10 protein-coding genes are annotated in these 13,362 nt (G+C 73.2%); 2 read left to right on the forward strand and 8 right to left on the reverse strand.

Features of this window, described 5'->3' with window-relative positions; translation table 11 throughout:
• Positions 1–112 precede the first annotated feature (112 nt).
• The 5 genes from ACFTWP_RS01825 to ACFTWP_RS01845 all read right to left on the reverse strand — a co-directional run bounded on the left by ACFTWP_RS01825 (position 113) and on the right by ACFTWP_RS01845 (position 4,908).
• Complete coding sequence (locus ACFTWP_RS01825; RefSeq protein ID WP_380261538.1) at positions 113–1,168, reverse strand: hypothetical protein; 1,056 nt, start codon at positions 1,166–1,168, stop codon at positions 113–115.
• A gap of 162 nt (positions 1,169–1,330) precedes the next feature.
• Positions 1,331–1,630 (reverse strand): MTH1187 family thiamine-binding protein, encoded by a 300-nt coding sequence (locus tag ACFTWP_RS01830; RefSeq protein ID WP_380261540.1) that lies wholly within the window; start codon positions 1,628–1,630, stop codon positions 1,331–1,333.
• A 167-nt stretch (positions 1,631–1,797) separates the two neighbouring features.
• The gene (locus tag ACFTWP_RS01835) at positions 1,798–2,991 is read right to left on the reverse strand and encodes a M20 family metallopeptidase (protein WP_380261542.1); all 1,194 of its coding nucleotides are present in this window, start codon (positions 2,989–2,991) and stop codon (positions 1,798–1,800) included.
• Positions 2,992–3,163: 172 nt separating this feature from the next.
• Positions 3,164–4,750, reverse strand: a complete 1,587-nt coding sequence (locus ACFTWP_RS01840; RefSeq protein WP_380261544.1) for a SulP family inorganic anion transporter — start codon at positions 4,748–4,750, stop codon at positions 3,164–3,166.
• The gene (locus tag ACFTWP_RS01845; protein WP_380261546.1) at positions 4,747–4,908 is read right to left on the reverse strand and encodes a hypothetical protein; all 162 of its coding nucleotides are present in this window, start codon (positions 4,906–4,908) and stop codon (positions 4,747–4,749) included. The genes ACFTWP_RS01840 and ACFTWP_RS01845 overlap by 4 nt, the downstream gene beginning before the upstream one ends.
• A gap of 500 nt (positions 4,909–5,408) precedes the next feature.
• Between ACFTWP_RS01845 and ACFTWP_RS01850 the strand changes: the two genes are divergently transcribed.
• Positions 5,409–6,116, forward strand: a complete 708-nt coding sequence (locus ACFTWP_RS01850) for a DUF4232 domain-containing protein (protein ID WP_380261548.1) — start codon at positions 5,409–5,411, stop codon at positions 6,114–6,116.
• 67 nt (positions 6,117–6,183) lie between these two features.
• Here ACFTWP_RS01850 and ACFTWP_RS01855 read toward each other — a convergent pair whose 3' ends face one another.
• The 3 genes from ACFTWP_RS01855 to ACFTWP_RS01865 form a co-directional block, all read right to left on the reverse strand.
• Positions 6,184–7,242, reverse strand: a complete 1,059-nt coding sequence (locus ACFTWP_RS01855) for a LacI family DNA-binding transcriptional regulator (protein WP_380261550.1) — start codon at positions 7,240–7,242, stop codon at positions 6,184–6,186.
• A gap of 160 nt (positions 7,243–7,402) precedes the next feature.
• Positions 7,403–9,901 (reverse strand): discoidin domain-containing protein, encoded by a 2,499-nt coding sequence (locus ACFTWP_RS01860; RefSeq protein ID WP_380261611.1) that lies wholly within the window; start codon positions 9,899–9,901, stop codon positions 7,403–7,405.
• Positions 9,902–10,632: 731 nt separating this feature from the next.
• A complete protein-coding gene (locus ACFTWP_RS01865) occupies positions 10,633–11,898 on the reverse strand; it encodes an ROK family protein (RefSeq protein ID WP_380261552.1) in 1,266 nt (421 codons plus the stop codon).
• Between the two features lie 146 nt (positions 11,899–12,044).
• Between ACFTWP_RS01865 and ACFTWP_RS01870 the strand changes: the two genes are divergently transcribed.
• On the forward strand, positions 12,045–13,361 hold the full coding sequence (locus ACFTWP_RS01870; protein WP_380261554.1) for an ABC transporter substrate-binding protein: 1,317 nt from the start codon (positions 12,045–12,047) through the stop codon (positions 13,359–13,361).
• Position 13,362: the final 1 nt, after the last annotated feature.

The raw sequence follows: 13,362 nt of genomic DNA on the forward strand, positions 1-13,362 counted from the left end.
CTCCGCCGCACTGGTCACCCGGCGCCGCGACGACCGGGACGACCGGCTCCTCGGGCGCCGGCTCACGGACGCGGGGCGGGCCCTGCGGGAGCCGGTCGAGGCGGGACGGCGGTCAGCCCTTCCTGCGCCGGGCCGCCAGCACGACACCGCCGACGACCAGGGCCAGCACGAGCAGACCGCGACCGGAGACCTTGTCCTCGCCCTTCGTACTCGCGGTGTCCCCGCCCTGGGTGGTGCCGGGGGCGGGGCTGCCGGAGGGTGCCGGAGCGGCGGAGGGGCTGCCGGTCGGCCTGAGGGTGTCGGGGAGTTGGGCGTCCCGCAGCGCCACCGGGGTCACCGGGCTGTCCTTGCCCTCGCTGCCGAACATCAGCGTGCGGCCGTCGGCGGTGAAGGTGACCGACTCGCCCTGCCGCTGGAACGGGAGGTCGACCGAGCCGATCAGTTCGGGCGTGTCGCCCTGCCAGCGGTAGAGCTTGGCCCAGAAGTAGCCGCGCAGGACGAGCCGGGTGCCGTCCGGGGAGAAGCCACCGTCGGTGACCCAGGGCACCTCGGCCGTCTTGCGGAAGGTGTTGACCCCGGTCGCCGAGAGGGTCTCGGGCCCCTCGTACAGGTTGCCGCCCTGCTCGCGCTTGCTGGCGATGTAGATCCGGCCGGTGACCGGATGGACCATCAACGCCTCGGCGTTGCGCGGGCCGTCCTCGTAGTGGACGCGGTAGCGGACGACGTCGACGGTCTGGTCGCGGATCTCCTTCGGCTCGGCGAAGCGGTAGATCCACACCTCGGGCCAGGTGCCGTTCAGGTTGTCCCCGATGTCGGCCGTGTAGAGCTGACCGCCCGGACCGAGCGAGATCGCCTCGACGTCGCGCGGCTTCACTCCGCGCAGGGTGAGCGTCGCGACCGTGTGGCCGGTCGAGTCCACGCCGTAGACGTACGGGCCGTCGTCGCTGTCGTTGTGCGTCCAGTAGACGCCCGGGTGGGCGGCGCTGGCCGCGAGACCGCTGGACTCGGTGATCCGCGGGTCGGAGAGGGTGAACTCCTTGACGCCGCCGTCCGCCGCGCCGGCCGGCGGCACGGTCGTGCCCACGGCGACGGCGGCGGCCGCCAGCACCAACGCGCAGGCCCGCAGCGGCCGGCGCCGCCCGACGTCTCCGGTGTTCGATCGAACCACACGACGATCATGCCACGGCCGGCGCGGCGGACGCGGGCCGTCCGGCAGACCGGCCGTCCGGCAGACCGGGCACCGCCCCGAGGAACAGGGGAACCGAGGGCAGGGGGACAGGGCAGGGCGGTGCCGGGCAGCCGCCCCGGGCCGGGGCGGGCCCGCGAGCGGTCAGCCGCCGGCGGCCAGGTGGCGCTCCACCGTCGCCACCTTCGCCGTCAGCCCGTCGGTCACGCCCGCCCGGTCGTCGATCTTGATCACCGTACTGACCCTTCCGCTGTAGGCCTTCACCGCCTCGATCGCCTCCCGGACGACCGGCATGACCTCGTCCCACTCCCCCTCGATGCTGGTGAACATCGCGTCCGTCCGGTTGGGCAGCCCGCTGGCACGCACCACCCGCACCGCGGCGGCGACCGCCTCGCCGACGTCCTCACCGATCCCCAGCGGGGTGACCGAGAATGCTGCGATCACGCTTCTCCTCCTACGTCAGGGCCCCGCACCCGGGGCAGCACGAAACTACCCGGGCCGGGCCGCCCGGCGGTGCACCCGCACCGCGGACCGTGACCGACCACGAGCGCGCGGAGCGGCGTGACGACGCGAACGGGCGCGAGCGGGCGTCACCGGCCGAGCCGGCCGGTCTACCGGTGGCGCAGCGCGAGCGCGGCCAGCAGGGCCGCACCGTCCGCGAGCACGGACTCGTCGAAGGCCGCCTCCGCCGAGTGGTTGTACGGTGCGTCGCGCGGATCCCGGTCGGGCAGGGTGGCGCCGAGGAAGAAGAACGCCCCGGGCACCCGCTGCAGCACGAAGGAGAAGTCCTCCGACCCGGCGAACGGGTGGGCGAGCTCCGTCCACCGGTCCGCGCCCAGCAGTTCGCGCACGGTGTCCGCGACCGCGGCCACGGCCTGCGGCTCGCTGACCGTGACCGGGTAGTCGTGCCGGTACTCCACCTCCGCCGACAGGCCGTGCGCCGCCGCGATGCCGCGCACCACCGCGGGCAGCACCTCCGCGGCCCGGGCCGACGACTCGGCCGAGAAGCTGCGGACGGTCGCCACGAAGCAGGCCTCGTCGGGGATCACGTTGTGGGCGTCCCCGGCGTGGAAGGAACCCACGGTCACCACGACCGGGTCGAAGACGGAGAACGTCCGGGTGACCGCCGTCTGCAGGGCCGTCACCATCTCGCAGGCCGCCGGGACGGGATCGAGCGCCGTGTGCGGGAAGGAGCCGTGCCCGCCGCGTCCGCGCACCACCACCCGCAGGCGGTCGGCCGCGGCCAGCACCGGGCCCGGCCGACCCGCCACCACGCCGGCCGGCAGCACCGCGGAGGTCACGTGCAGCGCGTACGCCGCGGCCACCGGCCGGTCCGCGCCGGCGGCGGTCAGCACGCCCTCGTCGACCATGATCCTGGCGCCGCCGTCGCCCTCCTCGCCGGGCTGGAACATCAGCACCACGTCCCCGGCCAGTCGGTCGCGCCGCTCGGCCAGCAGCCGGGCCGCCCCGACCAGGATCGCGGTGTGCAGATCGTGGCCGCAGGCGTGCATCCGGCCGGGGACCAGCGACTCCGGGGTGCCCGCGGGGGCCCGCTGCTCGACCGGCAGGGCGTCCATGTCGCCGCGCAGCAGCACCGTCGGCCCGGCACCGGTGCCGCGCAGCACGGCCGTCACCGAGTCGAGGGCGGTGCCGGTGGAGATCTCCAGCGGCAGGCCGGACAGCGCGTCGAGCACCTTGCGCCTGGTCAGCGGCAGGCGCAGGCCGACCTCGGGCTCGGCGTGCAGGGCCCGGCGCAGGGCCACCAGGTCGGGTTGCAGGGAGCGGGCGGCGTCCAACAGGTCCATCGGCGGGTCCTCCTCGGGTGGCGGGGGCGTCGGTGACCCCGCCCTCATCCTCCGCCCGGGCGTCGCCCGCCGCGCGGGAATCGCCCGGGATCCGGCCGATGCGGAGGTCCGGTCCCGGCCGCGTCCGGGCCGGCGGGCCCGCGACGGGCGAGCGCCCGCCGAGGGCCCTCGTTCAGACCGCCGTCGGCAGCGGGGGTTGCACCGCAAGTGACCCGGTACTGCGGGCCCGGTGCTGGGCCGCCCAGCCGACCAGGGCGTCGGTGCAGGCGTGGTCGAGGTGGCGCAGGCCGGACCAGTCGAGTTCGACGGCGCGGTCCGCGGGCAGGCGTTCCAGTGCGTCGAGCAGTCGCGGCAGCCGCAGGAAGGTGGCGTGGCCGGTGAGGCGGACCCGCAGGGCGCCGGCCCGGCCGGCGGGCTCCCCCGGCTCCCCCGCATGGCCCGGATGGCCCGCGTCACCGGGATCGCCCGGGTCCTCGACCGCGATGTACAGGTGCGAGGTCTGCCAGGCCGACTTGACGACCGCCAGACCGATGCCGACCAGCACGCCCTCGAACAGGTTGGTCGTGATGATCGCCCCCGCGGTGGCGGCCAGCACCACGGCCTCGCCCCGGTGCTCCCGCCACAGCGCACCGATCCGGCGGACCGGGACGAGCTTGGCACCGGCGTGCACCAGGACGGCGGCGAGCGCGGCGACCGGGATCAGGCCGAGCAGGGCCGGCAGGAGCGCCGCGAAGAGCAGCAGCCAGACGCCGTGCAGCGTCCGCGAGGCCTTGCTGCGGGCGCCCGCCTGCACGTTGGCGGCGCTGCGGACGATCACCGCCGTCATCGGCAGCGCTCCGAGCAGGCCGCAGAGGGCGTTGCCGAGGCCCTGGGAGGTGAGTTCGCGGTCGTAGTCGGTGCGCGGCCCGTGGTGCATCCGGTCGACGGCCGCCGCGCTGAACAGCGTCTCCGCCGAGGCGATCAGAGCGAACGCCAGCACGGTACCCGCACCCGCCGGTCCGGCGAGCGTGGCGAAGGAGGCGAGGTCGGGCGGGTGGAGCACGCCGAGCAGCCCCTCCACCCGGATCCGGGCCACCGGCAGGGCGGCCAGTGCGGTGACGGCCGCGGCCAGCCCGACGGCGGCCAGCGGCGCGGGCAGGGCCCGGACGCGGTCCGGCAGGTACTTCCACACGACCAGCACCAGCAGGGTGCCGGTACCGAGCAGCACCGAGGTCGGGGCGACGCGCCCGCCCAGCAGGTCGACGAGCAGGGCGGGCAGGCCGGTGATCTTGCCGGGCCCGGTGCCCGGGGCGGGCCGGCCGACCATCGCGTAGAGCTGGCCGAGCAGCAGGATCAGGCCGATGCCGGCCAGCATCCCGTGGACGACCGAGGCGGACATGGCGCGGAACCAGCGCCCCAGCCGCAGGGCGCCCATCGCGAGTTGCAGGACGCCGGTGGCCAGCACCAGGGCGCCGAGCGAGTCGATGCCGTGCTCGCGGACCGCATCCAGGACCAGCACCGTCAGGCCGGCGGCCGGACCGCTGACCTGGATGCTGCTGCCCGGCAGCATGCCGACCACCAGGCCCCCGACGATGCCGGTGACCAGGCCCAGCTCGGCCGGCACCCCGGAGGCGACCGCCACGCCGACGCAGAGCGGGAGGGCGACCAGGAACACCACCAGCGAGGCCGGCAGGTCCGCGCGCCAGGGAACGGCCCGGGCCCGGGCGCGGAGTGCGAGCACGGACGGGACGCTCCGGCGGGGGCGCGGCGGGCCGGTCATGCCGCCACCTCCCCGCCGGCGGTGCGGTCGGGGGCGGTGCGGTCGGGGCCGGGGGCAGGAGCTGTGCGGTCGGGAGCTGTGCGGTCGGGAACGGTGCGCTCGGGGGCTGGCGGGCTCGTCCGGTGGGGTGCGTCGCGGTGGTCGGCGCTGGTGCGCATGGGCGTCTTCCTTCCGCGCGTCCGCGGTGCGGACGCGCCGGGCAGAGGGAGCACGGCTCATGGAGGCGGCGGGAGGAGGCCCGGACGATCCCGGGCGGACGTTCGTGGACAACTCACTCCCGTATGGCCGCGACGCTACGGAGAGCTACCGGTTAGGCCAACCTCATCCACCGTTTCACCACGCCTTCACCACCTCTCCCCCACGATCCGGGCCGCCGGGCACCCGGCACCGGCAAACAGGGGTTCACGTCCCGTACGGGCGTGCTCGTCCCGCCCCCACGTCGACCACCCACGGTCGAACCCCGGGCCCCGCCGCCAGCGCCCCGCGCTTCGTCGTCGGCCGACGCCCTCACCGCCGTCACCGGAGGGTAACGAGCCGTCACGGCTGCGCCCGGATCGTCACAGCTCGGCACGGCCGGAACCGGACACCGGCGCCGGCCGCGTCATCAGGGTCGAGCAACGGCGACCGCCGCGGCCACCGCGGACAGCAGGGGGATCTCATGCAGGTACGGACGAATCGGCGACGGACGCACACGGCCGTCGCCGCCCTGGCGGCGGTGGCGACCGCCGCGCTGCTGGCGGCCTGCGGCCCGGCCGACGGCGCGCCGAGCGCCGCCGCACCGACGACGGCGGGTGTCCCCGCGCCGCCGGCCGGGGCGAGCCCGGCGCCCGGGGGTGCGACGGGCGCGCCGGCCGGGGCCAAGTCCCCGGGGCCGACGGCGACGGCGGGCAAGCCCTCGGCCTCGTCCGCGCCCGGGGTGCTGCCGGCCTGCGCCGACGCCGACCTCAAGGCGTCGGCCGCCCGGGACGTCGAGCCGAGCCCGGTCGGGTCCTACGTGGTGACCGTGGAGTTCACCAACGTCGGTACGCACGCCTGCGGCGTGAAGGGCTTCCCCACCGTGGCGGGCGCCGGCCAGGGCTCGCCGGACAAGTCGCTGCCGTTCCAGGTGCAGCAGGTGGGGCCGGCCGTGGCGGTGCCGCTGGTGCCCGGCGCGAAGATGTTCACCACGCTCGCCCTGCGGCCGGTGCTGGGCGAGGCGGACGGCTACTGCCCGTCGGGCGCGACGCCGTTCGCACCGGCGTCCCTGGTGCTCGGGGTGCCGGAGGCCGGGAAGTACCAGGTCGGGCGGGAGGGCGGCGGGTTCTTCGCGAGCTGCGACAACAAGCTCACGGCGACCGCGTTCCTGCCCGTGGTCGGCAAGAAGTAACCGGCCGCCGACGGCGGACGCCCGGCAGCCGTCGCGGCCGCCGTCGGTGTCCGCCGGGCGGCCCGCGTCAGGCGGACTGCCGGACCACCAGCGTCGGCTCGAATATCACCGAGGTGACCTGGCGGGACGGGTCCTCGACCCGGGCCAGCAGCAGGCGGGTGAGCTCGGCGGCCATCTCCTCCACCGGCTGGCGGACGGTGGTCAGCCGGGGGCGGCTGGCCAGGGCCGCGCTGCTGTCGTCGAAGCCGATCACCGCGACGTCGTCGGGGATCCGGCGGCCGTGCTCGTGCAGGACGAACATCGCGCCCTGGGCCATCAGGTCGTTGCCGGCGAACACGCCGTCCAGGTCGGGGTGCTCGGCGAGCAGCCGCTCCATCGCGAGTTCGCCGCCGCGCTGGGTGAAGTCCCCCTCCACGCAGGGGACGTAGGGGAAGCCGTGGCGGGCCATCGCCTCGCGGAACCCGGTCAGGCGGTCCTGGGCGGCCGGGACACCGGCGGGGCCGCCGATCATCGCGACCTGCCGGCAGCCGCGGGCGGCGAGGTGGTCAGCTGCGAGCCGGGCGCCGTCGCGGTTGGCGAGGTCGACGTAGCTGATCGGGATCGGCCGGACCGGGCGGGCGAACAGCACCACCGGCAGCGAGACCTCGACCAGCCGGGCCGGCAGCGGGTCGTGCGGATCCGTGGAGACCAGGACCGCGCCGTCGGCGCCGCCCTGCTTGAGGTGCCCGACGACCTGGTCCCTGGCCTCGGCGGTGTCGGCGACCATGAGCAGCGGGTGCAGCCCGCGCGGGCGCAGCGCGCCGACCACGCCACTGAGCGCCCGTCCGAAGAAGGGGTCGGTGAGGACCCGGTTCCTGGCCTGGTCCTCGTCCTCGACCTCGCCCGTGACACCGGACAGGACGAGGGCGATCGAGCCGGCCCGGCGGGTGACCAGCGAGCGGGCCGCACTGTTGGGCACGTAGCCGGTGGCGGCGATGGCCTCGCGGACGGTCTCCTGGATCTCCGTGTCGACGTTGCGGATCCCGTTGATCACACGGGAGACCGTCGACCGAGAGACCCCGGCGACCCGGGCCACGTCCTCCAGGGTCGCGGGCCGGGAGGCGGCCATTCGCAGGGCATCACTCATAGCGGCTTTTATAGCACGGGGGCAAGCACCCCCTGCCGCCTCCGCGGGTGCGCCCGGTGCGGTGCGGACGGCCCGCCGTCGATCGGCGGGCCGTCCTGTGTCCTACTTTTCCGTCAACTCCTACGGTGTGGCCCTCGCGGTGACCGCGGTGGCCGCCGCCTTACGGGTACGAGACCACGTTCGACGGGACGGTGCCGGTGCCCGAGGTCGGGTTGCCGACGTTGTTCACCACGTGGTTGAACTGGCCGTTACCGCCGAGGGAGTTCACCAGGATGTCGTGGAGCTTGACGCCCGGCTTGTTCGGCACCTCGAACCCGTGGTCCATGACGATGGTCGGGTCGACGTTGAAGTAGCAGTAGCTGCCCAGGCCCCAGCCCTCGTGGGTGTTGACCGAGTCCTCGACCTTGTAGGCCGCGTAGCCCTTGACGGCGCCGTTCTGGATGGCCGCCTGGTTGGGGGCGTCGTAGGCCTTCTCGTTCTGGAAGAAGATGGTCTTGCCGCGGTCACCGAACCACTGCACGTCGTACTTGTTGAAGTGCTCGACGAACAGGCCGGTGGTCAGCACGTCGTTGCCGCGGACCTGCATGCCGTAGTCGGAGCGGTTGCTCTCCCAGCCGACACCGGCGCCGTGGTCGGCGCGCCAGATCCAGGTGTGGTCGACGATCGTGTTGTTGCTGTTGATCAGCATGCCCGCGGTGGCCTTGCCGGCGGTGACGCCGCCGACCCGGACGAAGACGTCCTGGACGGTGGTCGGGTTGGCCGAGTGGTCCGCGCCGGGGCCGGCGTCGCCGACCTGCAGCAGGGACGGCGAGTTGGCCGTGCCCGCGTCGAGCAGCAGCCCGGCGAGCTTGACGCCGTCGACGTCCGCGACCTTCACCGCGGTGACGCCGTTGTCCGGGATGACGGTGGCCATGCCGAGGCCGAGGACCACGGTGTTCGGCCGGGTGATGTTGATCGTCTGGTCGACGTGGTAGACGCCCGGCGTGAAGAGCAGGTTGAGGCCCTGCGACAGCGCCTGGTTGATGGTGGCGGCGGTCGCACCGGCCTTGACCACGTAGAACTGGCTCAGCGGGAGGGACTCGCCCTGCGGCGCGCCGGCGCCCCAGGAGACGCCGCGCGCGTTGGTGCGCTTGGCGGGGGTGAACACCTTGTACTCGTTGCCGTCCAGGTAGAGGAACGGCTTCTCACGCGAGATCGGGGTGGTGTCCAGCGTGGTGTACGGCGGGTCCGGGAAGCCCTGGGCGGGGGCGCCCTGGACACCGGAGAAGGTCTGGTTCCAGACGCCGTTGCTGAAGCCGCCGATCGAGCTGTCGCGGGTGTACCACTGCTGCTGCGAGTAGTTGCCCACCTGGCCGTCGATCTTGCTGTCGGCGATGTAGCCGCCGCTGGCCCAGCCGTAGCTCGCCGGGGCGAGGTTGAGGCCGCCCTCGACGTGCATCCGGCGGAACGGCGCGGCCTGCGAGACGGCCCAGCGGTCGGTGCCGCTGACCGGCTTGAGGTGCAGGTTCTCGGCCGAGCGCCAGAAGTTCTGGGTGGCGTTGCCGTTGAACCAGCCGGCGTCGACGGTGACGTCGCCGTTGATGGTGGTGTCGTCGGGGTTCAGACCGAGACCGGCGATCGAGGTATAGAAGCCGATCTGCGCGTTCAGGTTGCTGTACGTGCCCGGCTTGAACAGCAGCGCGTAGCGCTCGGAGCCGAACTGGTTGGACTCCTGCTGGGTGAAGATCTGGTCGACCGTGGCCTGGATGTTCGGCGTGGACGGGTCGAAGACCTTCACGTTGGGGCCGAGGTCGCCGCCGCCCTGGACGGGCGGGACGGTCGAGCCGCCGCCGGTGTGCACGGCGAACTCCCAGAGGGAGTAGCCGTATCCGGTGTGGCGGTGGGTGCCGTTGAAGCGGACGTAGCGGCCGGTGCCGCTGACGTTCAGCGTCTCGACGCCGCCGGTGCCGGTGGTGGTGCTGTAGACGGTGTTCCAGGTGGTGCCGTCGGGCGAGAGCTGGATCTGGTAGCCGTCGCCGTACGCCGTCTCCCAGTTGAGGTCCACCGAGCAGACCTGCTGGCTGGAGCCGAGGTCGACCTGCAGCCACTGCGGGTCGCTCGCGGCGCTGGCCCAGCGGGTGCCGGTGTTGCCGTCGAACGCGGCCGAGGCGGGGGTGCCGCCGTTCTCCGTGGAGGAGGAGGTGGCCGGCTTGTTCAGCGCGGCGTTGGCGGTGGAGCAGGTCGGGCCGGTGCCGCCGCCGGGGGTGCCGTAGACCTGGAACTCCCAGAGGGAGTAGCCGTATCCGGTGTGGCGGTGGGTGCCGTTGAAGCGGACGTAGCGGCCGGTGCCGCTGACGTTCAGCGTCTCGATGCCGCCGGTGCCGGTGGTGGTGGTGTAGATCGTGGTCCAGCTGGCGCCGTCGGCGGAGACCTGGATCTGGTAGCCGTCGCCGTAGGCGGCCTCCCAGTTGAGGACGACCTTGTCGATCGAGGCGCTGACGCCGAGGTCGACCTGCAGCCACTGGGCGTCGGTCGCGGCGCTGGACCAGCGGGTGCCGGTGTTGCCGTCCACCGCGGCGGTGGCGAGGGTGCCACCGTTCTCGGTCGAGGAGGCGGTGACGGTCTTGCCCTGGGAGAGCAGCGTGCCGGCCGCGTGGGCGGTGGTGACCGGGACGGCCATGCAGAGGCCGGCGACCACGGCGGCCGCGGTGAGGGCGGCCGGGGCGCGCCGGACTCTGGAGCCTGAGCCTGCTGAGGTGAACCTCACTGGGGCATCTCCTGCTGTGGGTGGGGTGCGGGGGATGGGGACGCTGTCGCGCGACGCCGGTGCGGGGCCGGTGGGGCGGGACGCCTACGGGTGCCGAGGACACCTGCGGAGAGGGCGGAGACCGCCGAAGGATCAACCGGTGCCTGCGCACCGGGACTCGGGAGAGCGCTCCCGGATGGAGTGTTGCGGTGGCGCGTCCAACGTGTCAAGACAGTGGACAGCACTTCTGGTGCGAATCAACTTGCCCTGCTGACAAGGGATCCGGGACGGCCGTCGAACCGGCCGGACAGTGAATCAGCAGGTCAGCAGGGCAGAGGGAGAGCGCTCCCCCGAGATCCGGGCAGGGTCGCCGACCTGGGGTCGACACTTCAAGAAATCAACGAACGGGCCGTCTCCGGCCCGCGAGCCCGCCCCGACCGCCCGATCCGGGCTGCGAAGCGGGCGCCGAGCAGGCTCCCCGGCGACGGTGGACGGCCCGCGGCGCATCCCGAGGCGCACCGCCGGACCGGGCCCGGCGAGCGATCGTCCCAGGCGGGAACGGCCGCAGCGGCCGCTCCGACCGCCGCGTCCGGCAGGTCGGCGCGGCACCCGTCGGCCCCCCGTCGACGGTTCGCGACGGACGGCCGGCAGCCGCCGGGGCGCCGTCAGCGCAGCGCCCTGGCCTCACGCCGGCCCGGCTCGGGCACGTCCCCGCCGGAGTCCAGGAAGCGCGCCAGCGGCAGGGTCGCGGCGCCCACCGTGACGGCGTCCGGACCGAGTCGTCCCAGCTCGATCGAGGTCTGCTCGCAGGGGAAGCGCAGCGCGTACGCGCGGGCCGAGTCGCGGATCGCCGGCAGCAGGCGGGGGCCGAGCAGCAGTCCGGCCCAGCCGCCGATCACGATGCGTTCCGGGTTGAAGAGGTTGATGAGGTCGGCGATGCTCGCGCCGAGGTACTCGGCCGTCTCGCAGAGCAGCGCGTCGGCGTCCGGATCGTCGGCCTCGGCCGCCGCCAGCAGGGCGGCCAGCCCCGCCTTCTCGCTGGAACTGGAGGCCTCACCGGCCCTCCCCCAGCGCTCGACCAGCGCCTCGGCGCCGACGTAGGCCTCCAGGCAGCCGCGCGAGCCGCAGCGACAGAGCCGCCCGCCCACGTGCACCTTGGTGTGCCCCCACTCGCCGGCGCTGCTGGTGGCGCCCCGGTAGGGCGTCCCGTTGGCGATCACGCAGGCACCGACACCGGAGCCGAACAGCGCGACCACGGCGTTCCCGGCCCCCCGGCCCGCGCCGAACCACATCTCGGCCTGTCCGAGCGTCTTGGCGCCGTTGTCGATGTGCAGCGGCAGGTCGGTGCCGGCCCGCAGCAGCCGGCCGAGCGGGACGGCGTCCCAGTCGATGGTCTGGCCGTGCACCACCGCGCCGACGCCGCCCGGATCCTCCGGATCGGCCGCCGGATCGCCCTGTTCGACGATGCCGGGCACCCCGATCCCGACGCCGAGCACCCGGTCGCGGTCCGTACCGGTGCCGTCGAGGACCTCGGCCAGGCCCTCCAGGATCAGCTGGACGACGTGGTCGACGTCGTGCCCGTGGTCGGACAGCGGATGGTCGCTGGCGGCCAGCTCGGTCAGTGCCAGGTCGAACAGGGCGACCCTGACCTGCGTCTCTCCGACGTCCACCCCGACCAGGTAGCCGCGGTCGGCGGCGACCTGGAGCAGGACGCGGGGGCGTCCGCCGTCCGAGTCGACCGATCCGGCCTCCTCCACCAACCCGTCGGCGATGAGCTCGCCGACCACGTTGCTGATCGTCCCCCCGCTCAGTCCGGTGTCGCGGCCCAGCTCGTGGCGGCTGAGCCGACCCTCGAAGTACAGGTGCCGCAGCAGCACCGATCTGTTGCCTCTTCGCAGGTCACGTACGGTCTGCTTGCTTCGCTCCACCATTCGGACTCCCTCCTGGTCTGAATCTATCGCTGCTACAAGTCTTGACGCCAGCTTTTCTCACAAGTTAAATCACGGCCTGAAGTAAGCCTCAGGGCTGATCACTTCACCAAGGTCGCTCATCCATCCCCTGAGAGGGGAACTCCGCTATGCGCACGAGCCGCGTCATCGCCGCCACAGCTCTGGTTGCCGCCCTTACCGTCACCGCGACCGCCTGCGGGGGCGGCTCCGACACCGGTAGCGGCGGGGGCAGCAGCAGCCCCAAGACGCTCACCTACTGGGCCAGCAACCAGGGCACCAGCATCGAGAACGACAAGCAGGTCCTGGAGCCCGAGCTCAGAAAGTTCGAGCAGCAGACCGGCATCAAGGTCAACCTCGAGGTCGTCCCCTGGTCCGACCTGCTCAACCGGATCCTCGCGGCCACCGCCTCCGGCCAGGGCCCCGACGTCCTCAACATCGGCAACACCTGGTCGGCCTCGCTCCAGGCCACCGGCGCGCTGCTGCCCTTCGACGAGGCCACCTTCGGCAAGATCGGCGGCAAGGACCGCTTCCTGCCGTCGACCATCGCCTCGGCCGGCGCCGCCGGCAAGGACCCGGCCGCCGTGCCGCTGTACTCGATGGCCTACGGCCTCTACTACAACAAGAAGATGTTCGCGGCCGCCGGCATCGACAAGGCCCCCGCCACCTGGGACGAGTTCCAGGCCGACGCCGCGAAGCTCACCAAGGACGGCAAGTACGGCCTCGCGATCGAGGGCGGCAACGTCTCGGAGAACGTCCACCACGCGTTCACCTTCGGCAAGCAGAACGGCGCGGACTTCTTCGACGCCTCCGGCAAGCCGAAGTTCGACAGTCCCGAGGCCGTCAAGGCGATCAAGCAGTACGTCGACTTCATCGCCAAGGACAAGGTCGCCGCGCCCGGCAACGCCGAGTACTCCAACAACCAGACGCTGAGCGACTTCGCCACCGGCAAGGCCGCGATGATCATGTGGCAGTCGGCCGGCGCCAACCTCAAGTCCCAGGGGATGAACCCGGAGGACTACGGGGTCGCCCCGATCCCGATCCAGGCCGGTGCGACCGGTGACAAGGCCATCAAGTCGATGGTCGCCGGTATCAACCTCGCGGTGTTCAAGAACAGCAAGAACCTCGACGGCTCGCTCCAGTTCGTGAAGTTCATGACGAGCAACGAGGAGCAGAAGACCCTCAACAGCACCTACGGCTCGATCCCGCCGGTGAAGGAGGCCGGCAAGGACCCGGTCTTCGCCACCCCGGATCTGACCACGCTGAACGACGTCCTGTCCAACAGCTCCGCGCCGCTGCCCCAGGTCGCCAACGAGAGCCAGTTCGAGACCCTGGTCGGCACCGCGGTCAAGAACCTGCTCGCCGCGGCCGCCGCCGGCAAGCCGGTCACCGACGACAGCGTGAAGGCCGAGCTCACCAAGGCTCAGCAGCAGATGCCGGCGTCCTGAC

This window comes from Kitasatospora sp. NPDC057015, from assembly GCF_042673745.1.
Lineage (GTDB): Bacteria > Actinomycetota > Actinomycetes > Streptomycetales > Streptomycetaceae > Kitasatospora.